This is a genomic window from Sphingomonas zeae, from assembly GCF_014197135.1.
GTDB lineage: Bacteria > Pseudomonadota > Alphaproteobacteria > Sphingomonadales > Sphingomonadaceae > Sphingomonas > Sphingomonas zeae.
The window spans coordinates 105,869-126,375 of sequence record NZ_JACIFA010000008.1 but is presented as its reverse complement, the minus strand read 5'-3'; the positions used below and the strand labels follow the sequence as shown (position 1 = coordinate 126,375).

The window sequence follows — 20,507 nt, the reverse complement described above, 5'->3', positions numbered from 1 at the left end:
TTACGATAGGGCCATTTCGGCCAGATTGTTATCTGGTCACGACGAACCGAGGGAACCTTTCATACTTCGTTAGCCACCTTGGACACATGCTGGCCTCCATCGCCCGACAGGTGGCGGTTAGCGGGTGGAATCCAATGATGGGGCGGGACATTCTGGCGGAGCCGGTGACGGCGGCTGCCGACGATGGAGCGGGTACGCCTGTCGTCGCGACGCGATCGGCCGGTTCGGCAATGGGGACGGGCGGGGCATTGCTGCCGCTGCTGGCCCTGGCGGCCTGTGGTGACGGCGGGGGCGGCAGCACGGCAAGCGCGAGCGGCAGCACCTCCGCGACACCGGCGGCCGCCACCACCCCCGTGGTCGTCGTCAACGCGGCCCCCACCCCCACCGAGGCCAGCCGGTTCCTGGCGCAGGCGACCATGGGCGCGACGCGCAGCACGATCGATGCGGTCGTCTCGCGCGGCTATGACGGCTGGTTGACCGACCAGATGGCGTTGCCGCGTGCCACCACCCATTGGGACTGGCTGGTTGCCAATGGATATGACGCGGCGACCAACCGCAATTACCTGTCCGGCCTGGATCCCACACTCTGGCGGCAGATGATCGTCGAGCCCGACCAGCTGCGCCAGCGGGTCGGCATGGCGCTGCTCGACATCCTGGTCGTCGGCATCGACGGCGTATCGGACCAGTGGCGCGCGTTCAGCATGGCGGCCTATGTCGACATCCTGCTCGACAATGCCTTCGGCAACTACCGCGACATATTGGGCGCGATCACCACCAATTTCGCGATGGGGTCGTTCCTGACCTTCATGTACAACAAGAAGGCCAATCCGACGACCGGCGCGCAGCCCGACGAGAATTATGCGCGCGAGTTGATGCAGCTGTTCACCCTCGGCCTGTACCAGATGAACATGGATGGCTCGCTGAAGATGAATGGCGGCCAGCCGATGGAAACCTATGTCCAGGCCGATGTGTCAGGACTGGCGCGGGTCTTTACCGGCCTGTCGCCCGCAACCGCCGACACCTCGACGCCCGCGCGCTACCGGATGCCGATGGTCATCAACGCAGGGATCAACGAAACCGGCGCGTCTAGCTTCCTGGGCACCACCGTCACCGGCGGCGGCATGGCGGCGGTCAAGAGCGCGCTCGACACGATCTTCGCGCACCCCAATGTGCCGCCCTTCATCTCGAAACAGCTGATCCAGCGGCTGGTCACCAGCAACCCCTCGCCCGGCTATATCAACCGGGTCGCGAGCAAGTTCGTCGACAATGGTCAGGGCGTGCGCGGCGACATGAAGGCGGTGATCCGCGCGATCCTGCTCGACAGCGAGGCGCGTAACCTGCCGACCGCTGCGACGACGGGCAAGCTGCGCGAGCCGGTGCTGCGCCTGACCGGCTGGGCGCGCGCCTTCGGGGTCAATTCGCCTTCCAATGCCTGGGGCATTGGCGATACCTCGAACCCGACCACCCGACTGGGCCAGGCCAAGGGGCACAGCCCCTCGGTCTTCAACTTCTACCGCCCCGGCTACACGCCCGCAGGCACCAGCCTGGCCAGCAGCGGCCTGGTCGCGCCCGAGTTCCAGATCACCAACGAACAAAGCGTCGTGGCCTATGTGAACTATATGTACGGGCTGATCGCCAACGGCACCGGCGATGTTAAGGCCGATTACACCGCGATCCTGACGCTCGCCGCCGACAGCAAGGCGCTGGTCGACGAGATCAACCTGGTGCTGGCCGCCGGGCAATTGTCCGCCGCGACGGTGACCGCGATCCGGGGTGCCGTCGACAGCGTGTCGGCCACCGCGACCAACGGGCCGATCAACCGGGTCGGCATCGCGATCCTGCTGACCATGGCCTCCCCCGAATATCTGAACCTGCGGTGATGAGCATGATGCAAGACCAATCACGGCGCGCTTTCCTCAAGCGCAGTGCGTTGCTCGGCCTGGCCGGGACCGCCACGCCTTTCGTCTCCAGCCTGGCCGCGATCGGCGAGGCGGCGGCCGCCACCGCGTCCGATTACAAGGCGCTGGTCTGCGTGTTCCTGTACGGCGGCAACGACTATGCCAACACGCTGGTCCCGTATGACGAGACCAGCTTTGCCGCCTATCGCGCCGCGCGTGCCAATATCGGCTATCAGCGCGATGTGCTGGCGGGCAGCGTATTGAACCCCACGGTCGCGCTGCCCGGTGGGCGTCTTTACGCCCTGTCGCCATCGATGCCGGAAATGAGCCAGCTGTTCGCGGCGGGCAAGATGGCGGTGGCGTTGAACGTCGGCACGCTGGTCGAGCCGACGACCAAGGCGCAATATACGGGCAACAAGGTCAAGCTGCCGCCCAAGCTGTTCAGCCACAACGACCAGCAGAGCTTCTTCCAGGCGTCGAGCCCGGAAGGTGCGAACAGCGGCTGGGGCGGCCGGATTGGCGACGTGTTCCAGAGCGGCAACGGCACCGCCGCGCTGACCTGCATCAACACCAGCGGCAATGCGGTGTATCTGAGCGGTCGGACCGCGATCCAATATGCGGTGGGCACCGGCGGGCCGGTCGCGCTGCTCAACAGCAGCAGGACGCTCTACGGCTCATCCTCGGCGCTCGACACGCTGCGCAGCCTGATGACCACCGAGTCGAGCTTTGCGATGGCGAGCGAACATGCCCGCATCTCCAAGCGCGCCTTCGACGTCCAGGCGCAGCTTAGCAGCGCGCTGGCGGGGGCTCCGGCGGCCAATTTCCCGCTTTTCCCCACGAACAACACGCTGGCCGACCAGCTGAAGATGGTCGCGCGGATGATCTCCATCAGCCAGACATTGGGCCTGAAGCGCCAGGTCTTCTTCGTGTCGATGGGCGGGTTCGACCTGCACGACAATCTGGTCGCGCAGCATCCGGGGCTGCTATCCAAGGTATCGGCCGCGATGAAGGCCTTTTACGACACGACCAACGCGATGGGCGTGGCCAATCAGGTGACCAGCTTCACGGCCTCCGACTTCGGCCGCACGCTCCAGTCCAATGACGACGGCTCCGACCATGGTTGGGGCGGCATGCATTTCGTTGTCGGCGGCGCGGTACGCGGGCAGCGTTTCTATGGCAAGGCGCCGGTCGTCGGCAACAACACCAGCGACGATGTCGGCCAAGGCCGCCTGATCCCCACCATGTCGGTCGACCAATATGCCGCAACGCTGGCCAGCTGGTTCGGCATCGACTCGGGCGGTCTGCGCACCGTGCTGCCCAATATCGGTAATTACGATGCCTCGACCTGGAATCAGGGGTTCATGGGGTAATTCGGGCCTTTAGTGACAATATAACATTTTGATTTGAGACAATTCTCCGATCAGTACCGATCGGAAAACTTACGGATGCGCTTCTCTGGCACCGAACAGCGCGGCCCCCATATGGGCGGCCGCGTCCGTTCGTTCGCGTTACAGATTTCCAGAGGAGCTCCCATGCCCACTCCCGCCAAGGGTTATGCCGCCCAGTCGGCCGAGACCCCGCTCGCGCCTTTTTCCTTCGAACGCCGCGACCCGAAAGCCGATGATGTCGCGATCGACATCCTCTATTGCGGCGTCTGCCACTCCGACCTGCACACCGCGCGCAGCGAGTGGGCGGGCACGCTCTATCCGTGCGTTCCGGGCCATGAGATCGTCGGCCGCGTGACCGCCGTGGGCGGCGACGTGACCAAGTACAAGGTCGGCGATCTGGTCGGCGTCGGCTGCATGGTCGACAGCTGCGGCCACTGCCCATCCTGCCATGACGGCGAAGAGCAATATTGCGAGACGACCGGCTTTGTCGGCACCTATAACGGCCCCGACCCCGTCATGGGCGGTCACACCTTGGGCGGCTATTCGGACCATATCGTGGTCAAGCAAGGCTTCGTCCTCAAGATCAACCATGACGAAGGCGATCTGGCCGCGGTCGCGCCGCTGCTCTGCGCCGGGATCACCACCTATTCGCCGCTTCGCCACTGGAAGGTCGGGCCGGGCCAGAAGGTCGGCATCGTCGGCCTGGGCGGCTTGGGTCACATGGGCGTGAAAATCGCTGCCGCGATGGGGGCCGAGGTCCATGTCTTCTCGACATCGCCGAACAAGGCGGAGGATGCCAAGCGACTGGGCGCCAAGAGCCTGATCGTGTCGAAGGATGACGCCCAGATGGCGGAACATCTGGGCAGCTTCGACTTCATCCTGAACACGGTGGCGGCGCCGCATAATCTCGACGCGTTCCTGATGCTGCTGAAGCGCGACGGGACGATGACCTTGGTCGGCGTGCCCGATTCGCCGCATCCGTCGCCGTCGGTCGGCAATCTCGTGTTCCGCCGCCGCGCGCTGGCGGGCTCGCTGATCGGCGGCATCGCCGAGACGCAGGAGATGCTGGACTTCTGCCATAGCCACGGCCTGACCGCCGATATCGAGATGATCACGATGGACGAGATCAACACCGCCTATGACCGGATGCAGAAGAGCGATGTGAAGTATCGCTTCGTCATCGACATGGCGACGCTGAGGGGGTGAGCCCCGCACTTTGATCTTGGCACGCCCCTTCCGCAGGCGGGAGGGGATGGGGGAGGGAAAGCCACAAGCGTTGGTCTCGGTGAGACTCCTTGCCCTCCCCCCCGGCCCCTCCCGCCTGCGGGAGGGGGTGCGCCTGCGGTGAGGATGTACCGCCACACCAACCGCTTCGATTGCCCCCCTCCCCGCCAAGCCCTATATGCCGGACTCCCATGTCCAGCATTCCCTCCTCCGTGTTCGTCCCCGCCGACTGGCGCGACTTCCTGGCGCTCACCAAGCCGCGGGTGATGACGCTGGTGGTGTTCACCGGCCTGTGCGGGATGCTGGCGGCGCCCGTGGGGGTCGATCCGGTCATCGGCTTCACCGCGATCCTGTGCATCGCGCTGGGCGCGGGCGCGGCGGGGGCACTTAACCAATGGTATGAGGCGGATCTGGACGCGCTGATGCGCCGGACCGCCAAGCGACCGCTGCCCGCCGGACGCATGAGCCGCGAATCGGCGCTGCATTTCGGCGTCGGGCTCGCCTGTTTCTCGGTCATTCTGATGGGGCTGGCGGTCAATTATGTCGCCGCTGCGATCCTGACCGTCTCGATCCTGTTCTACGTCCTTGTCTACACCGTCTGGCTGAAACGCCGGACGCCGCAGAATATCGTCATCGGCGGCGCGGCGGGGGCGTTTCCGCCGCTGATCGGCTGGGCGGCCGCGACCGGCGAGATCGCGCTCCTTCCCTTCCTGCTGTTCAGCCTGGTCTTTCTGTGGACGCCGCCGCATTTCTGGGCACTCGCGCTGTTCGTGAAGACCGATTACGCCAATGCGGGCGTGCCGATGCTGCCCGTGGTCGCGGGTGAGCGGGTGACGCGCGCGCAGATCGGGCTCTACACCATTCCGATGGCCATCGCCGCCGTCGCGCCCTGGCCACTGGGGCTGGCAGGATCGATCTACGGCATCGTCGCCACGGCCGGGACCGCGCTGTTCGCTGCCTATGCCGCGATCGTCGCCCTCCGCCATACCCAGCCCGATGACGCGATGAAGCCGGAAAAGCGGCTGTTCAAATATTCGATTCTCTATCTTTTCCTTCTCTTTGGCGCGCTGGTGGTGGATCGTTGGGCATGACGCCTGACGATTCGAATCGGATACGCGCCAAGCAGCGCGCCCGCGCCACCGCGATGGCGCTGCTGCTGGGCTTTCTGGTGGTGCTGATCTTCTTCATCACCCTGTCCAAGATCCGGTCGGGGATGCACTGATGCGGCTGACGCGCCAGACCCGGACGGTGGTGTTCGCGATTCTGGGCGTGGTGTTCATGACCGGCCTCGCCTTTGCCAGCGTGCCGCTCTACCGCATGTTCTGCCAGGTGACGGGCTATCAGGGCACGACCCAGCGCGGCACCCAGGCACCGGGCAGCGTCCATCGCCAGATCACCGTCAATTTCGACGCCAATGTCTCCTCGCGCCTCGCCTGGACCTTCAAGCCGGAGAACCCGCACGAAACCGTCGATATCGGCGCGCGTGACATGGTGTTCTTCACCGCGACCAACAACGCCAAGGTGCCGGTCACGGGCACCGCGACCTTCAACGTCACCCCCGATCAGGCGGGGCGCTATTTCACCAAGATCCAGTGCTTCTGCTTCACCCAGCAGACGCTCAAACCCGGTGAGACGGCGCGGATGCCGGTCATCTTCTTCATCGATCCCAAGATTCTGAACGACCCCGACGCCAAGGACATCGAAACCATCACCCTGTCCTACACATTTTACCCGGTGGATTCGGCGAAGAAAGCGGGTTAGCCTGTCCTCAAAATAGCAAAATATAGGGACGGGATCATGGCTGGCGCGAAGAACCACGATTATCACATCCTGCCGCCGAGCCCCTGGCCGCTGGCCAGTTCGATGTCGGCGTTGCTGATGGCATCCGGCGCGATCATGTGGATGCATAGCGTGACGGGCGGCGGCTGGGCGTTTCTGGCAGGCCTCGCGGCGGTGTTGTTCTGCATGGGCAGCTGGTGGGCCGATGTGGTGCGCGAGGCGCATCATGGCGATCACACGCCGGTCGTTCAGCTTCATTTCCGCTACGGCATGATCCTGTTCATCGCCTCCGAAGTGATGTTCTTCGTCGGCTGGTTCTGGGCGTTTTTCGACTTTGCCCTCTTCCCGACCGCGATGAGCTTTGTCGACGGACAGGTCGAACGCGCGACCGAGGGCGCCGCGGCCATCGCGGCGACCTGGCCGCCCAAGGGGCTGGAGGTGATCGACGCCTTCAAGCTGCCCTTGCTCAACACGCTGATCCTGCTGACCAGCGGCACCACCGTCACCTGGGCGCACCATGCGCTGATCCACAACCAGCGCGGTGGCGAGAAGAAGGGCTTGTGGGGCGCGCTGGGCGTCGGCGACCGCGACGGCGTGCTGAAAGGCCTGTGGCTGACCGTCGTGCTGGGCCTGATCTTCAGCTCGATCCAGGCCTATGAATATATCCATGCGCCCTTCCCCTTTAAGGGGATCAATTATGGCGCCGCCTTCTTCATGGCGACCGGGTTCCACGGCTTCCACGTCATCGTCGGCACCATCTTCCTGATCGTCTGCCTGATCCGCGCCTATCGCGGCGACTTCACGCCTCGCCAGCATTTCGGGTTCGAGGCGGCGGCCTGGTACTGGCATTTCGTCGACGTGGTGTGGCTGTTCCTGTTCGTCACCATCTATGTCTGGGGTGGCTGGGGCGCGCCGGTTCATAGTGGCTGAGCCGACACCTCCCACCATCGCGCAGGCCGCGTTCCAGGGGCTGTGTCCGCGTTGCGGCCAGCCCCATTTGTTTGCCGGGCCGCTATTCTCGACCCAGGTCGTGACCTTTGCCGACCGTTGCGCCGCGTGCGGGCTGGACTTCACCCGGTTCAATGTCGGGGATGGCCCGGCGGCGTTCCTGACGCTGATCCTGGGCACCATCATCACCATCGCGGCGATCATGGTCGAGCTGAAGCTGCATCCGCCGCTCTGGCTGCAAATGGCGATCTGGCTGCCGCTGACCGCGATTGGCGTAGTCTATAGCTTGCGTATCGCCAAGGGTGCGCTGATGGCCGCCGAATATCGCAACGAGGCACGCGAGGGCGCCGTTGTGCGTCCCGACGACGACGCGTGAAGCGCCTGCCCATCCTGCCGACGCTGATCGTCGGGCTCGCGGTTGCGGCAATGATCGCGCTGGGGCTGTGGCAGTTGCTCGACCGGTTGCCGCAAAAGGAGGCCTATCTCGCCCAGCTCGCCGCCAATCCGGCGCGGCCGGTCATCGCCTTTCCGCTATTCCCCGACGACAGCCTGCTCTTCCGCCGCACGGTCGCGGATTGCCGTCCGCCGATCACCATCCGCCGCGCCGGGGCCGGGGCGGCGGGGTTCCGGCTGATCGCGACCTGTTCGGTGCCGTCGGACGTCACCACGCTGCGCTCCTTCCTCGATAATCAGATGAGCGGCCAACCAGTTCAGAAAGGCGCGCTGCAGGTCCAGCTGGGCACCACCCATGATCCCCGCGCCGAAAACGATTGGCGGGGCGGTCGGGTGACCGGCTATGTCTCCCACGCCCCCGACAGCCGATCGCTGATCCAATCGGCCTTCGATAACCGCCCGCAGGCGATGCTGCTGGTCGCCGACACGCCTGCCCCCGGCCTTCAGGCCAACCCCAAACCGGACATCAGCGGCGTCCCCAACAACCACCTGGCCTATGCGGTGCAATGGTTCCTGTTCGCCGCCATTGCCGCAATTATCTATGTTTTGGCGGTCGCTCGACGCAATCGAATGGTTGTGATGCGCAACGCACCCCGTTAAGCGGCAGCGCATCATGCGCTATCTCAGTACCCGTGGCTCCGCCCCTATCCTCGATTTCCGGGGCGCGACCCTGGCCGGTCTCGCCAGCGATGGCGGGCTTTACGTGCCCGAGACCTGGCCGACCCTGACCTTCGAGGAGATCGAGGGGCTGGCGGGCCTGTCCTATGCGCAGACGGCCGCGCGAATCATGGCGCCGTTCGTCGGCGACAGCCTGAGCGCCGAAGAATTGCAAGCGCTGTGCGACACCGCCTATGGCCGTTTCTCGCACGCCGCCGTCACGCCGCTCGTCCAGCTCGACCATGACCAGTGGCTGCTGGAGCTGTTCCACGGCCCGACACTGGCGTTCAAGGACGTCGCGCTCCAGATGCTGGGCCTGTTGTTCGAGCGGTTCCTGCGCGGGACCGACACTCGCCTCACCATCGTCGGTGCGACCAGCGGCGACACCGGCTCGGCGGCGATCGACGCGGTCGCCGGGCGCGCCAATATCGACATCTTCATGCTGCACCCGGCAGGCCGCGTGACCGAAATCCAGCGCCGCCAGATGACCACGGTGCTCGCGCCCAACGTCCATAACATCGCCATCGAGGGCAATTTCGACGACGCGCAGGCCTTGGTGAAGGCGATGTTCAACGACCGCGCCTTTGCCGACCGCCATACGCTGTCGGCGGTCAACTCGATCAACTGGGCGCGGTTGATGGCGCAGATCGTCTATTATTTCTACGCCGCCGTCCGGCTGGGCGCGCCGGGCCAGCGCATCGCCTTCTCGGTGCCGACGGGCAATTTCGGCGACGTGTTCGCAGGCTATGTCGCCGCGCGCATGGGCTTGCCCATCGAGCGGCTGATCGTCGCGACCAACGTCAACGACATCCTTCACCGCGCACTGTCGTCGGGCGACTATTCCAAGGGACAGGTACAGGCGACCGCAACGCCGTCGATGGACATCCAGGTCAGCTCGAACTTCGAGCGGCTGTTGTTCGACGCGAACGGCCGCGACGGCGCAGCGCTGGCCGCGCAGATGAAGGGCTTTGAGGGCACCGGCGCGATGCGGCTGACCAATGCGCAGCGCCAGGCCATTGCCCCGCTCTTCACCAGCGCGCGAGTCGATGCCGATGACATGAGCCGCGCGATGCGCTGGGCGGCGGACGAAGCGGGGCAGATTCTCGACCCGCATAGCGGCATCGCGCTGTCCGCCGCCCGCAAAAGCGGGCTCGACGTGCCGGTGGTGACGCTGGCCACGGCGCACCCGGCCAAGTTCACCGATGCGGTCGAGCGCGCGACGGGCAGCCGCCCCGCGCTGCCCCGCCGCGTCGGCGACCTGTTCGAACGCGAAGAACGCTACACCACCCTGCCCGCCACCTTTGAGGCGGTGACGGCCTTTATCGACGGGCATGGTTTGCGCTAACGCGCGTCCATGAAACTCGAAACGATGATCGGCGAGCCTTGGGCGGATTACGGGCTGGTCGACTCCGGCCATGGCCGCAAACTGGAACGCTATGGCCGGTTCCGCTTCATCCGCCCCGAGCCGCAGGCAATGTGGGCGCCCGCCACGCAAGACTGGCGCGCGGCGGCCGAGTTCTTGCCCGGATCGGACGAGGATGGCGGCGGCCGCTGGAACTTCAACGAGCCGGTGCCGCGCGACGGCTGGCCGCTCAAGTGGAACGAGGTGCGCTTCACCGCGCAGAACACGCCTTTCCGCCATCTGGGCTTCTTCCCCGACATGGCACCGGTGTGGAGCTGGATGCGCGAGCAGGTCGACGGGATGACCGAGCCCGAGTGCATGAACCTGTTCGGCTATACCGGCGTCGGCACGCTGGCGATGGCAAGCGCGGGGGCGAAGATGGTCCATGTCGACGCCTCCAAGAAATCGGTCGAGGCGGCGCGGAGCAACGCGATGCTGTCGGGCCTGGGGGATGCGCCCGTGCGCTGGATCATCGACGACGCCGCCAAGTTCGTCGCGCGCGAGGTGCGGCGCGGGCGGCGCTATGACGGCATCCTGCTCGATCCGCCCAAATATGGTCGCGGGCCGGAGGGCGAGGTGTGGCGGCTGGAGGAAGACCTGCCCGGCCTGATCGCCAATTGCCGCCAGCTGCTCGATGCCGATTCGCGCTTCCTGTTCCTCACGGTCTATGCGGTACGCATGTCGGCGCTGGCGATCGGCGAGATGATGCGCCAGGTGATGGCCGACCTGCCCGGCAAGGTGGAATGCGGCGAACTGGGCGTGCGCGAGGAAGCGCGGGGCATCACCCTGCCCACCGCCATCTGGGCGCGGTGGAGCCGGTAACGACCAACGCCCGTTCAGCCTGAGCGGGGGCGGGGGATTTCGATCAACGCGACCTCATAGGTCGCCACCGCGCCTCCCGCCTCGAATCGCCGCGCGATCCTTCGCATCGCGCCCGGCGGAATCGGGCGATGACCGTCACGCGGCGTCCCCGCCCCGATCGCCCGCAGCGCGCGCAGGAAGTCCGCCGCCGATTCGTGGCGCTGCTCGAACCGCCGCGTTTCGACCCGCCAGCCCATCCGCTTCAGCGAATCGACCGGCGGATAGACCGGGCTGCCCGCCGCGTACCCTTCCGCCCGGTGCGCTTCATGCCACGCCGCGAAGGTCCCTTCGACCAATGTCGTCACCAACATCCGCCCGCCCGGCGCGAGCAGGTCCGCCAGCCGCCGCAAACCCGCCTCCAGATCGGCGAACCACTGCACCGCCAGGCTGCTGACGATCAGGTCGAACGGCGCTTCGCCGGGCAGATCGGGATATTCGCCGTCCATCACCCTCCCGCGCACGCCCGGATACTTGGCCAGTCCGCGCTCCAGCATGGCGGGCGCGATATCGGTCATCAGCCAGTCGGCGCCCGCCAGTCGGGGCAGCACCGCGCCGGTCAGGAAGCCGGTGCCGCATCCCACTTCCAGCACGCGTGGGGCAGACGACGCGACCGTCATGATCCGCTCGGCCAGCCAGTCGGCGACCTGCCGCTGGATCACGGCATGGGCGTCATAGGCCGCCGCCGCGTCAAAGGCGCGCGCGATCCGCGCCGCCGGAATGGCCCCGTCTTCGATCATGGCGTCAGTCGCGCACCGATCGGATCGCCGCCGCGGCGATCCAGGGCGCGCCTGCGACCAGCATCAGCGATACCGCCGCGAGCAGCTTGAGCGCGCCCATGTCACCGCTCCCCGCGCCGAAGATCAGCAGCGGCAGCGCGAGCGGGAGCAGCAGCAGTCCGGCCAGCCCTCCCGCCGTGCGCAGGCCCGCGGTCAGTGCGCCGGTCGCCACCGCCAGCGCCGCAAGCCCTGGCGTGCCGAGCAACAGCCCCGCCTCGACCCGCGCCATGCCCAGGCCATCGAGCCCGAACAGCGCGCCCGCCACCAGCGCCGCCAGCATCAGCGGCGGCGCAAAGGCCAGCCAATGGCCCGCGATCCGCAACGCCATGACCAGCGGCAGCGACAGGCCGTGGACGCAAATCTGATCGAACCAGCCCGACTCGCAATCGGGCGCGACCAACCGCTCGACCGGCAACAGCGCGGCCAGCAGCGCCGCGACCCAGATCGCGCCCGCGCCGATCCGCGCCAGCACCGCCCGGTCGGGGCCGATGGCAAAGGGAAACAGCACCACCGCCAGCAGGAAAAAGCCGCAGACCAGTCCCGCCCCGCCCCCGGCATAGCCGCGCCGTACGTCGCGCGCGATCAGAGTCAGTGCTGCCTTCATACCGGGACCCGCTCGGCCAGCGGCAGGATCACCGCCCCCGGAACGGCCAGCGGCTGATGCGTGGTCAGCAGCACCGCGCCGCCCATCTCGCGGTGCCGCGCGATCGCCTGTTCGAGCATCGCAATGCCCTCGCCGTCCAGCCCGTTACCCGGCTCGTCGAGCAGCCACAGCGGAGCCTCTGCCGCCAGCACCCGCGCCAGGCCGGCACGGCGGCGCTGCCCGGTCGAGAGCAGCCGCACCGGCACATCGGCCAGTCTCGCCAGGCCCACCGTGTCCAGCGCCCGCGCCACCCGCTCGCCCGCCGCGGCTAGACCATCGAGGCGCGCCCAGAACAGAAGCGCCTCGCCCAGCCGCCTTTCGGTGTCGAGCGCAAGATCCTCGGTCATCAGCGCCATGCGTGCCGAACGCGTCACTCCCCCCTCGAACGGCGCGATCAACCCGGCGGCCAGCCGCAACAGGCTCGACTTACCGATGCCGTTGGGGCCGGTGACGACCGCCGCTTCGCCTGCGGCCAGGGTCAGCGACAAATGCGTGAAGAGCAGTCGCCCGCCCCGCGCGCAGGCGAGCTGGGACAGCGCCAGGATCACGGGGCGGCTTCGCCCACGGCGTCTTCCAGCGCGTGCATATCCTCATCGGACAGGCCAAAATGATGGCCGATCTCATGGATGGTCACATGCACGACCAGATCATCGAGCCGCACCCCCGTCTCGATCCATTCATCCAGGATCGCCCGGCGATACAGATGGATGCGGTCGGGCAGCCCCCCTGAATCCATCGAGCTTTTCTCACCCACCGGCCGCCCGTGATACAGGCCGGTCAGGTCGAGCGGATGATCGATGCCCAACGCGGCCAGCGTCTCGTCATCGGCATAATCCTCGACGATCAGGACGACATCGCCCAGATGCGCGGCGAATTCGGCGGGCAGGCGCGCGATCGCTTCCCGCGCGATCCGTTCGATCGCCTCGGCCCCGGGTGCTTCACCCATAGGCGCTTCACCGATCGCGACTTGCCCGCTCATGGCCGCCGTCTTACCGCTGTGCCGGCCAAAAGAACAAGAGAAGCAAGGGGACGATCATGGTGGAGCGGCTGAGCGAACTGGACCGGGACGAAGCGCTGGACGGCCTGACCGAATGGGACTGGGACGAATCGCGCGACGCGATCAGCCGCCGTTTCGTCTTCGCCGATTTCAACGAGGCGTTCGGCTTCATGACCCGGGTCGCGCTGCTGGCCGAAAAGGCCGACCATCATCCCGAATGGTCCAATGTCTGGAACAGGGTCGATATCGTGCTGACCACCCATGATGCGGGCGGCCTGTCGGCGCGCGATATCGACATGGCCGAGGCGATCGACGCGCTGGTCGGGTAGGGAGGCCCTATCCTCCCCATCACCGATGGGGAGGAATAAGCCGTTACTCCACCGTCTGCTCGATCGCGCCGAAGATCGGATGGTGGCGGTCGTCCTCCATCCAGATGCGCACCGTGTCGCCCTTTTTCAGGAACGGCGTGGCGGGCTCACCCCCGCGAATCGTCTCGATCATGCGCAGCTCAGCCAGGCAGCTATAGCCGACGCCGCCCTCGGCGACCGGCCGCCCCGGCCCGCCATCCGAATCGCGATTCGACACGGTGCCCGACCCGATGATCGTGCCCGCGCCCAGTGCGCGGGTCTTGGCCGCATGAGCCACCAGCGTGCCGAAGTCGAAGGTCATGTCCTCGCCCGCGTCGGCGCGTCCAAAGGGTTTGCCGTTCAGGTCGACCTTGAGGATCCGGTGCAGCTTGCCGTCCTTCCACCAGTCGCCCAGCGAGTCTGGGGTGACGAAGACCGGCGAGAAGGCCGAGGCCGGCTTGGACTGGAAAAAGCCGAACCCCTTGGCCAGCTCACCCGGAATCAGCCCGCGCAGCGACACGTCGTTGGTCAGGCCGACCAGTCGGATCGCCGCCAGCGCTTCGTCGCGGCTCGCTCCCAGGGGCACATCACCGGTGACGACGACCACTTCGCCCTCCAGGTCGCAGCCCCAGCTTTCGTCGGCGAGCGGAATCGCGTCGCGAGGCCCCAGAAACCCGTCCGAGCCGCCCTGATACATCAGGGGGTCGTGCCAGAAGCTTTCGGGCAGTTCCGCCCCGCGCGCCTGCCGCACCAGCGCGACATGGTTCACATAGGCCGAACCGTCCGCCCATTGATAGGCACGCGGCAGCGGCGAGGCGGCGTCATGCTCGTGGAAGCGCTCACGCGGGATCGCCCCGTGATCCAGATCGGTGGCCAGATTGGCGAGCGCGGGCGCGATGGCGTCCCAGTCGTCCAGCGCGGCCTGCAGCGTCGGGGCGATATGGCCCGCATCGGCATACCAGGCGAGGTCGCTCGACACGACGACCAGCTTGCCGTCACGACCACTTTTGAGACTGGCGAGTTTCATGCAGGGCTCCTCTTCGCTAACCGGTATCAGATGTAACCATCCGTCCGCGCTTGTCACGCACCGTAAGCCCGACGCTGCCTGAAACTTGACATTCCGCAAAGCGCGGCGCACATGCCCGCCTGTCGAAGGCGTCCATGTGCAGCGTGAACGGACCTGCAAAGGTCCCGGCTCCGCCCCGACCCTGTTTCCAGGCTTCCCTTGTCACGCGGGGTGTCATCAACCCCGGCGCCGCGTTTCGCGGCCCTTCGTGACTCGCGCGCCATGTCAGAAAGCAATTCCATGTCCTTTTCCGAACTCGGCCTGGCCGAGCCGCTCGTCCGCGCGCTCGAAGCCAAGGGCTATTCCGAACCCACCCCGATCCAGCGCGACTCGATCCCGACGCTGCTGGAAGGTCGCGACCTGCTGGGCATCGCGCAGACCGGCACCGGCAAGACCGCCGCTTTCGTCCTCCCCTCGATCCAGCGTCTGGTCGAGGCGAACAAGCGCGTCCTGCCGACCCATTGCCGGATGCTCGTCCTTGCCCCGACCCGCGAACTGGCCAGCCAGATCGCCGAGAATGCCAAGGGCTATGCCAAGTTTTCCAAGCTGGCGGTCGCGACCGTCTTCGGCGGCACCAGCCTGAACAAGAACCGGCAGGACCTGTCGCGCGGCGTCGATATCCTGGTCGCGACGCCCGGTCGTCTGATCGATCTGGTCGAGCAGGGCTTCCTCAACCTGTCGATGATCGAGATCCTGGTGCTCGATGAAGCCGACCAGATGCTCGACCTGGGCTTCATCCACGCGCTGCGCCGCATCGTGAAGATGATCCCGCGCAAGCGCCAGACCTTGTTCTTCTCGGCCACCATGCCCGCCGCGATTCGCGACCTGGCCGACAAGTTCCTCGACAACCCCGCGACCGTTTCGGTCACGCCCGTCGCCACCACCGCCGAGCGCGTCGAGCAGTCGGTGACGTTCGTCACGCAACAGGAAAAGCAGGCGCTGCTGACCATCCTGCTCGCCGATCCCGCGATCGAGCTGGCGCTGGTCTTCACCCGCACCAAGCATGGTGCCGACCGCGTCGTGAAGCTGCTGGCGGGCAACGGCATCGCCGCCAATGCGATCCACGGCAACAAGAGCCAGGGCCAGCGCGAGCGCGCGCTGGGCGAGTTCCGCTCCGGCCAGACCCGCGTGCTGGTGGCGACCGACATCGCCGCGCGCGGCATCGACATTCCGGGCGTCAGCCACGTCTTCAACTTCGAACTGCCCAATGTTGCCGAGCAATATGTCCACCGCATCGGCCGCACCGCGCGTGCGGGCCGTTCGGGTCTGGCGATCGCCTTCTGCGCCGAGGATGAGCGTCCGTATCTGAAGGATATCGAGAAGCTGACGCGGCAGAAGATCACGGTCGTTCCGCTTCCCGCCGACTTCGTGAAGCGCGCCGAGACGATCAAGTCGCAGCGCGTGAAGGCGATCGGCGCCGACCCCGCGCCGCGCGTCGATCGTCCGCGTGACCCGGCGCGGCCGCGCGCCACCCATCACCCGCGCGCGACCGACTCGCGGGCGCCGCAGGGCCGCCAGCCGCGTCGCCGTAGCGGCGGTGGTGGTGCCGCCGGTGGTCCGGGCGGCGGTCGCGGTCGTGGCGGCCAGGGCCGCCCCGGCGGCGGCGGTGCCGGGCGCGGCGTGCAGGGCTGACGCTGTAAAAGCCCCTCTCCCGGCAGGGGGAGGGGTTGGGGAGGGGCAAAGCCCTAGGCGATAGTCTCGGTGAGCCTCTTCACCCTCCCCCATCCCCTCCCGCCTGCGGGAGGGGCGTGCTTGCTGCCACGGCATGCACCCCAACCCAATCCTGATGCGTTGAGCGCGTAACAATTCCCGCGCATCAGGAGAGGTCGCCATGGATATTGCCCACACCCCCGCCGCCGAGCGCATCGCACGCGTGCTATGCGGCCAAAGGCTCAGCGCCAATGCGGGGGGCGATTCCGAATCGGCCGCCAAGCTGGTGGACGCGCATTGGCGCGACCATATGGGCGACGCGCTGGCGGTGCTCCGGACGCTGCGCGAGCCCGATCAGGCGATGGCCGAGGCGGGCGATCCGGCGATCTGGGAGAAGATGGTGCTGGTCGCGGTCGAGGCTGCCAAGCCACCCAAGGTCACGCTCTAAACTCCCCCCTGTAAGGGGAGGATCCTACACCGTCACCTGTTCGCCCAGTTCCAGCACCTTGCCCGGCGGAATCCGCAGAAAGTCGGTCGGATCGCTCGCATTGCGCTGCAGGAACATGAACAGTCGATCCTGCCAGAGCGGCATTCCCTTGTCCGCTTCGGGCTTCAGCGTATTGCGACCGATGAAATAGCTGGTCTTCATCGGGTCCAGCCCGGCGGGCTTGGTCTCGACGCCCAGATCGCGCGGCAGGTCGCGGGGCACGTCGGGGGTTTCCATAAAGCCATAGGTCAACGTGACCGTCGCGAAATTGTCGTCCAGCCGCTCGACATGCGCGCGGTGTTCGGCGGGCACGAAGGGGCGGTCGGCGGTGCGGATCGTCACCACCAGATTCTGGGCATGCAAAATCTTGTTGTGCTTCAGATTGTGGAGCAGCGCGCCCGGGGCCGAGGCGGGGTTGGCGGTCAGGAACACCGCGGTCCCCGGCACCCGCTCGGGCGGGCGTTTGGCGAGGGCGGCGACCAGATCGGCGAGCGGGATCGCCTGCCGCTTTTCGAAGGCCGACACGATCCCCCGCCCGCGCACCCAGGTATGGATGACCAGGCCGACCCCCGCCCCGACGAGCAACGGCACCCAGCCCCCTTCGATCACGCGCAGGATATTGGCGCCGAAGAAGACGAGGTCGAGCGTCAGGAAGGGCAGGATCGCCGCCAGCGCGAGCGGGCGCGACCAGCCCCAGCGGTGGCGCACCACCAGATAGGCCAGGCACGTCGTCACCACCATCGTGCCCGTCACCGCGATGCCATAGGCGGCGGCCATCGCCGAGGACGTCTTGAACTGGATGACCAGCACGAGCACGCCGAACAGCAGCAACCAGTTGATCGCGGGCAGATAGATCTGCCCCTGGAAATCCGCCGAGGTCTGGCGCACCCGCAGGCGCGGCAGGAAACCGAGCTGGATCGCCTGCTGGGTCAGCGAGAAGGCGCCGGTGATGACCGCCTGCGCCGCGATGACGGTCGCCAGCCCCGCCAGCACGATCAGCGCAGGACGCAGCGGCTCGGGCGCCATCAGGAAGAACCAGTCCTGATTGGTGAAGGGCTGGCCGCTGGCGGTCGCCTGTTCGAGGGTGGAAAGGGCGAAGGCGCCCTGCCCCAGATAGTTGAGCGCGAGCGCGGGCAGCACCAGCGAGAACCAGCCGATACGGATCGGCAGCCGCCCGAAATGGCCCATATCGGCGGTCAGTGCCTCGGCCCCCGTGACGGTCAGGAACACGGCACCCAGCACGAACAGCCCGACCATGCCATGGCTGGCGAGAAAGCCGACGCCGTAACCCGGCCAGACGACCCGCGCGATCGAGGGTTCGTCGGCGATATGCCAGACGCCCAGGCCACCGATGACCAGGAACCACAGGATACAGATCGGACCGAACAGCTTCGACACCTGCGCCGTGCCGCGCGACTGGATGAAGAACAAGGCGACCAGGATGACGATCGTGCACATCCGGATGACGCCCTCGTCGAAGATCGACGCGGCCGAGGGGATGGTCCGCAACCCCTCCATCGCCGACAGCACAGACAGAGCCGGCGTGATGATCGCGTCTCCGTAGAAGAGCGATGCCCCCGCCGCGCCCAGGACCAACGCGATGCGCGAGCGTGCTCCGCCGGCGCGCCGGGCGAGCGCGGCCAGCGCCAGTACCCCGCCCTCGCCCTGATTGTCGGCCCGCATCAGGAAGACGACATATTTGATGGTCACGACCAGGATCAGCGACCACAATGCCAGGCTGAGCACACCCAGGATTTCACTGGGGTCGATGCCGTCGCCCGCCGATTGCGACAGCGCTTCGCGAAAGGCGTAGAGCGGGCTGGTGCCGATATCGCCGAACACCACGCCGATCGCCCCGACCGTCAGCGCCAGCAGTGCCGGGTGGCGGTGCACGCCCGCCTCGCCCGTTTCGGTCGATGAAACCGGATGGCCCGTCATCTCGCCCCTCATGTCGGTTGCCGTCCCCGTCATGCCCGCCGGAACCCCCTGTGCCAAAAGGACGGCGCGCTTTACGCTTCTGCGCGCCCGAAGCAAGGGCTTTCGGCGACCGTTTGCAAACGCTTGATATTGCCCGGCGTCAAGCGCATGGACCGGAAATGGTTCCCTTTTCGTTCGGCGGTCATGCATTCCAGGCGCTGGCCGACGGCGCGCTCTACTGGCCCGCGCGGGGGGCGTTGCTGGTCGCCGACCTGCATCTGGAGAAGGCGAGCTGGTATGCGGGCGGCGGGCAGATGCTGCCCCCCTACGACTCGCTGGCCACATTGTCCGAGTTGACCGCGATCGTGACCCGTACGGGCGCACGCGAAGTCTGGTGCCTGGGCGACAGCTTCCATGATGCGGACGGCTGCGACCGGCTGTTGCCGGAGGCACGCGCGATGCTGCTGGCGCTGACCGGTGCGACCGATTGGACCTGGATCACCGGCAACCATGATCCGGTGCTGCGCGACCGCTGCGGCGGCGCGGTGACCCAGGAAGCCGCGGTCGACGGCCTCGTCCTGCGCCACGAAGCCGATCCGGCCGAGACGCTCCCTGAACTGTCCGGGCATTTCCACCCCAAGCTGCGCCTGCGGGTGCGCGGCAAGCTGGTCGCGCGGCGCTGTTTCGTGGGCACGGCCAACAAGCTGATCCTGCCCGCTTTCGGCGCACTGACCGGAGGGCTGGACGTCGACCACCCCGCACTGCACCAGGCGGTCGGCCGCCCCGCCGAGGCGTTGGTCCCCGTGCGCGACCGGATGCTGCGTTTCCCCGTCGCGGCGTGATCGCCCCACGAAAAAGAATTGTTCGCGCGGAGACGCGAAGACGCGGAGATGGAGAACTACCTGGCGAAGCCGGAATCTTATCGACCACTTGAGATCATAGGGCCGCTTGCGCGGCAGGCCGTTCCTCTCCGCGCCTTCGCGTCTCCGCGTCTCCGCGTCTCCGCGCGAACAAAAATGCGGGCATCCGGGGTGATCGACATTCAGCGTGGTGCCGCCCCAATTCCTCCCCGGCAAGGGGAGGTGGCAGGCCGAAGGCCTGACGGAGGGGTGTCCCGCTTGGTGAGGTTCGGTTGCTCCAACAACCGGTTACACCCCTCCACCATGCTGCGCATGGTCCCCCTCCCCTTGCAGGGGAGGGATTGGCTTGGCCCTATCGCCCCTCCGGCGGCTCGCGCTCCAAGATCCAGTCCTGGCTGACGACGATGATCGAGCGCACCGGCCGGCCGTCCGCATCGCGCGAGGGGTCGTAGCGATAGCGTTTCTCGATCAGGCTGCAGGTCGTTTCGTCCAGCGCGCGGTTGCCGCTGCTCCGGGTTACGACACAGCCGCTGACCCGGCCGTCGACATTGACGAAATAGCGCACCGTCACGCTGCCGCTGATACCCGCTTCGGCGGCTTCGCGCGGATAGTCGGAATCCTTGATCCGGCCCCTGATCCGGCGCGGCGGGGTGTCGTCGCCATAGCCGTCTCCATCGCCCGCGCCGCCGCTGCCCGTGCCATTGCCAATCCCGCCCGCGCCGGTGCCGGGGCCGGGCTTGTCCGACGCACCCTGGCTGGCCTGCGCGCCGGTGCCCGCCACCGGCGCGGCGATCACCGGCGATATGGGCGGCAGCACGACCACCGGCGGCGGCGCGACCACTTCCGTCGCCTGCGACCGCAGATTGGGCGGGGCGGCGGCCCCGCGCGGGCGGTGGGTCTGGACCCGCTTGGGCTGGATGCGGGGCGGCGGTGGCGGCGCAGGCGGGCGGACGTCGAAACTGTCCAGCGCCTCGCTGGGGGTCGGCAGGGGCGGCGCGAAGCCCAGCCCGACGACCAGCGCATAGCCCATCACCCCTACGATCAACCCCGTGGGGATCGCGGCGCGCAGACGGTCGCGCCAATCGGGCCGGGCCAACGTCATGCGCAAGAGGTGGGAAGACTCACCGCCCAAGACAAGCCGCTTACCCCCTGTC

At 67.0% G+C, this 20,507-nt stretch carries 21 protein-coding genes and 1 pseudogene; 15 read left to right on the top strand and 7 right to left on the bottom strand.

Annotated features, from left to right (window positions below; translation table 11 throughout):
* Positions 1-137 precede the first annotated feature (137 nt).
* The 11 genes from GGR45_RS13095 (at position 138) to GGR45_RS13050 (ending at position 10,571) form a co-directional block, all read left to right on the top strand.
* Positions 138-1,880 carry a DUF1800 domain-containing protein gene (locus tag GGR45_RS13095; RefSeq protein ID WP_246358216.1) on the top strand — a complete coding sequence of 581 codons (1,743 nt, stop codon included), beginning with the start codon at positions 138-140 and terminating at the stop codon, positions 1,878-1,880.
* 5 nt (positions 1,881-1,885) lie between these two features.
* Entirely contained in the window at positions 1,886-3,268 is a 1,383-nt protein-coding gene (locus GGR45_RS13090) for a DUF1501 domain-containing protein (protein ID WP_336621506.1), read from the top strand.
* A 162-nt stretch (positions 3,269-3,430) separates the two neighbouring features.
* Entirely contained in the window at positions 3,431-4,492 is a 1,062-nt protein-coding gene (locus tag GGR45_RS13085) for an NAD(P)-dependent alcohol dehydrogenase (RefSeq protein WP_175311198.1), read from the top strand.
* 209 nt (positions 4,493-4,701) lie between these two features.
* On the top strand, positions 4,702-5,601 hold the full coding sequence (locus GGR45_RS13080; RefSeq protein WP_175311197.1) for a heme o synthase: 900 nt from the start codon (positions 4,702-4,704) through the stop codon (positions 5,599-5,601).
* Entirely contained in the window at positions 5,598-5,732 is a 135-nt protein-coding gene (locus tag GGR45_RS19845) for a hypothetical protein (RefSeq protein ID WP_257575300.1), read from the top strand. The genes GGR45_RS13080 and GGR45_RS19845 overlap by 4 nt, the downstream gene beginning before the upstream one ends.
* Positions 5,732-6,271, top strand: a complete 540-nt coding sequence (locus tag GGR45_RS13075; protein WP_175311196.1) for a cytochrome c oxidase assembly protein — start codon at positions 5,732-5,734, stop codon at positions 6,269-6,271. Before GGR45_RS19845 ends, GGR45_RS13075 begins: the two co-directional genes overlap by 1 nt.
* A 36-nt stretch (positions 6,272-6,307) precedes the next feature.
* On the top strand, positions 6,308-7,219 hold the full coding sequence (locus GGR45_RS13070) for a cytochrome c oxidase subunit 3 (protein WP_175311195.1): 912 nt from the start codon (positions 6,308-6,310) through the stop codon (positions 7,217-7,219).
* The gene (locus GGR45_RS13065) at positions 7,179-7,613 is read left to right on the top strand and encodes a DUF983 domain-containing protein (protein WP_415640808.1); all 435 of its coding nucleotides are present in this window, start codon (positions 7,179-7,181) and stop codon (positions 7,611-7,613) included. Before GGR45_RS13070 ends, GGR45_RS13065 begins: the two co-directional genes overlap by 41 nt.
* Complete coding sequence (locus tag GGR45_RS13060) at positions 7,610-8,290, top strand: SURF1 family cytochrome oxidase biogenesis protein (protein ID WP_175311193.1); 681 nt, start codon at positions 7,610-7,612, stop codon at positions 8,288-8,290. The genes GGR45_RS13065 and GGR45_RS13060 overlap by 4 nt, the downstream gene beginning before the upstream one ends.
* A 13-nt stretch (positions 8,291-8,303) precedes the next feature.
* Positions 8,304-9,692: a threonine synthase gene (gene thrC, locus GGR45_RS13055; RefSeq protein ID WP_175311192.1), complete on the top strand. Its 1,389-nt coding sequence runs from the start codon at positions 8,304-8,306 to the stop codon at positions 9,690-9,692.
* Positions 9,693-9,701: 9 nt separating this feature from the next.
* Positions 9,702-10,571: a class I SAM-dependent methyltransferase gene (locus GGR45_RS13050; protein WP_175311191.1), complete on the top strand. Its 870-nt coding sequence runs from the start codon at positions 9,702-9,704 to the stop codon at positions 10,569-10,571.
* A 14-nt stretch (positions 10,572-10,585) separates the two neighbouring features.
* On the opposite strand, the gene GGR45_RS13045 is transcribed toward GGR45_RS13050, so the two are convergent.
* From GGR45_RS13045 to GGR45_RS13030, 4 genes are read right to left on the bottom strand one after another with little or no spacing between them, the layout of a single operon-like run.
* Positions 10,586-11,347, bottom strand: a complete 762-nt coding sequence (locus tag GGR45_RS13045; RefSeq protein ID WP_175311190.1) for a methyltransferase — start codon at positions 11,345-11,347, stop codon at positions 10,586-10,588.
* 4 nt (positions 11,348-11,351) lie between these two features.
* Positions 11,352-11,990: a heme exporter protein CcmB gene (locus GGR45_RS13040; protein ID WP_175311189.1), complete on the bottom strand. Its 639-nt coding sequence runs from the start codon at positions 11,988-11,990 to the stop codon at positions 11,352-11,354.
* Positions 11,987-12,577, bottom strand: a complete 591-nt coding sequence (gene ccmA / locus GGR45_RS13035) for a heme ABC exporter ATP-binding protein CcmA (RefSeq protein WP_175311188.1) — start codon at positions 12,575-12,577, stop codon at positions 11,987-11,989. Before ccmA ends, GGR45_RS13040 begins: the two co-directional genes overlap by 4 nt.
* Positions 12,574-13,008 carry a metallopeptidase family protein gene (locus GGR45_RS13030; RefSeq protein WP_175311187.1) on the bottom strand — a complete coding sequence of 145 codons (435 nt, stop codon included), beginning with the start codon at positions 13,006-13,008 and terminating at the stop codon, positions 12,574-12,576. Before GGR45_RS13030 ends, ccmA begins: the two co-directional genes overlap by 4 nt.
* A gap of 47 nt (positions 13,009-13,055) precedes the next feature.
* Between GGR45_RS13030 and GGR45_RS13025 the strand changes: the two are divergent.
* Positions 13,056-13,355 (top strand): annotated as a pseudogene (locus GGR45_RS13025) (4a-hydroxytetrahydrobiopterin dehydratase); the annotation flags it as partial.
* A 43-nt stretch (positions 13,356-13,398) separates the two neighbouring features.
* Here GGR45_RS13025 and GGR45_RS13020 read toward each other — a convergent pair.
* On the bottom strand, positions 13,399-14,400 hold the full coding sequence (locus GGR45_RS13020) for a fumarylacetoacetate hydrolase family protein (RefSeq protein ID WP_175311186.1): 1,002 nt from the start codon (positions 14,398-14,400) through the stop codon (positions 13,399-13,401).
* 279 nt (positions 14,401-14,679) lie between these two features.
* Here GGR45_RS13020 and GGR45_RS13015 point away from each other — a divergent pair, with 279 nt between their 5' ends.
* Together GGR45_RS13015 and GGR45_RS13010 are read left to right on the top strand one after the other, a co-directional pair.
* A complete protein-coding gene (locus GGR45_RS13015) occupies positions 14,680-16,071 on the top strand; it encodes a DEAD/DEAH box helicase (RefSeq protein WP_175311185.1) in 1,392 nt (463 codons plus the stop codon).
* A 199-nt stretch (positions 16,072-16,270) separates the two neighbouring features.
* On the top strand, positions 16,271-16,537 hold the full coding sequence (locus tag GGR45_RS13010) for a hypothetical protein (protein ID WP_175311184.1): 267 nt from the start codon (positions 16,271-16,273) through the stop codon (positions 16,535-16,537).
* 24 nt (positions 16,538-16,561) lie between these two features.
* Here the strand turns inward: GGR45_RS13010 and GGR45_RS13005 are convergent, their stop codons facing one another.
* Complete coding sequence (locus GGR45_RS13005) at positions 16,562-18,514, bottom strand: potassium transporter Kup (RefSeq protein WP_175311257.1); 1,953 nt, start codon at positions 18,512-18,514, stop codon at positions 16,562-16,564.
* 158 nt (positions 18,515-18,672) lie between these two features.
* Between GGR45_RS13005 and pdeM the strand changes: the two genes are divergently transcribed.
* A complete protein-coding gene (gene pdeM / locus GGR45_RS13000) occupies positions 18,673-19,335 on the top strand; it encodes a ligase-associated DNA damage response endonuclease PdeM (RefSeq protein WP_175311183.1) in 663 nt (220 codons plus the stop codon).
* Positions 19,336-19,705: 370 nt separating this feature from the next.
* Here pdeM and GGR45_RS12995 read toward each other — a convergent pair whose 3' ends face one another.
* On the bottom strand, positions 19,706-20,455 hold the full coding sequence (locus tag GGR45_RS12995) for an energy transducer TonB (protein ID WP_175311182.1): 750 nt from the start codon (positions 20,453-20,455) through the stop codon (positions 19,706-19,708).
* Positions 20,456-20,507: the final 52 nt, after the last annotated feature.

What these genes read in the sequence shown, in the direction of transcription:
- GGR45_RS13065 (WP_415640808.1), top strand. Translation starts at nt 7,179, where the DNA reads ATGTCTGGGGTGGCTGGGGCGCGCCGGTTCATAGTGGCTGAGCCGACA.
- GGR45_RS13075 (WP_175311196.1), top strand. Translation starts at nt 5,732, where the DNA reads ATGCGGCTGACGCGCCAGACCCGGACGGTGGTGTTCGCGATTCTGGGC.
- GGR45_RS13085 (WP_175311198.1), top strand. Translation starts at nt 3,431, where the DNA reads ATGCCCACTCCCGCCAAGGGTTATGCCGCCCAGTCGGCCGAGACCCCG.
- GGR45_RS13030 (WP_175311187.1), bottom strand. Translation starts at nt 13,008, where the DNA reads ATGAGCGGGCAAGTCGCGATCGGTGAAGCGCCTATGGGTGAAGCACCC.
- GGR45_RS13045 (WP_175311190.1), bottom strand. Translation starts at nt 11,347, where the DNA reads ATGATCGAAGACGGGGCCATTCCGGCGGCGCGGATCGCGCGCGCCTTT.
- GGR45_RS13020 (WP_175311186.1), bottom strand. Translation starts at nt 14,400, where the DNA reads ATGAAACTCGCCAGTCTCAAAAGTGGTCGTGACGGCAAGCTGGTCGTC.
- GGR45_RS13080 (WP_175311197.1), top strand. Translation starts at nt 4,702, where the DNA reads ATGTCCAGCATTCCCTCCTCCGTGTTCGTCCCCGCCGACTGGCGCGAC.
- GGR45_RS13090 (WP_336621506.1), top strand. Translation starts at nt 1,886, where the DNA reads ATGATGCAAGACCAATCACGGCGCGCTTTCCTCAAGCGCAGTGCGTTG.
- GGR45_RS13095 (WP_246358216.1), top strand. Translation starts at nt 138, where the DNA reads ATGGGGCGGGACATTCTGGCGGAGCCGGTGACGGCGGCTGCCGACGAT.
- GGR45_RS19845 (WP_257575300.1), top strand. Translation starts at nt 5,598, where the DNA reads ATGACGCCTGACGATTCGAATCGGATACGCGCCAAGCAGCGCGCCCGC.
- GGR45_RS13005 (WP_175311257.1), bottom strand. Translation starts at nt 18,514, where the DNA reads ATGACGGGCCATCCGGTTTCATCGACCGAAACGGGCGAGGCGGGCGTG.
- thrC (WP_175311192.1), top strand. Translation starts at nt 8,304, where the DNA reads ATGCGCTATCTCAGTACCCGTGGCTCCGCCCCTATCCTCGATTTCCGG.
- GGR45_RS13070 (WP_175311195.1), top strand. Translation starts at nt 6,308, where the DNA reads ATGGCTGGCGCGAAGAACCACGATTATCACATCCTGCCGCCGAGCCCC.
- GGR45_RS13050 (WP_175311191.1), top strand. Translation starts at nt 9,702, where the DNA reads ATGAAACTCGAAACGATGATCGGCGAGCCTTGGGCGGATTACGGGCTG.
- pdeM (WP_175311183.1), top strand. Translation starts at nt 18,673, where the DNA reads ATGGTTCCCTTTTCGTTCGGCGGTCATGCATTCCAGGCGCTGGCCGAC.
- GGR45_RS13040 (WP_175311189.1), bottom strand. Translation starts at nt 11,990, where the DNA reads ATGAAGGCAGCACTGACTCTGATCGCGCGCGACGTACGGCGCGGCTAT.
- GGR45_RS13010 (WP_175311184.1), top strand. Translation starts at nt 16,271, where the DNA reads ATGGATATTGCCCACACCCCCGCCGCCGAGCGCATCGCACGCGTGCTA.
- GGR45_RS12995 (WP_175311182.1), bottom strand. Translation starts at nt 20,455, where the DNA reads ATGACGTTGGCCCGGCCCGATTGGCGCGACCGTCTGCGCGCCGCGATC.
- GGR45_RS13015 (WP_175311185.1), top strand. Translation starts at nt 14,680, where the DNA reads ATGTCCTTTTCCGAACTCGGCCTGGCCGAGCCGCTCGTCCGCGCGCTC.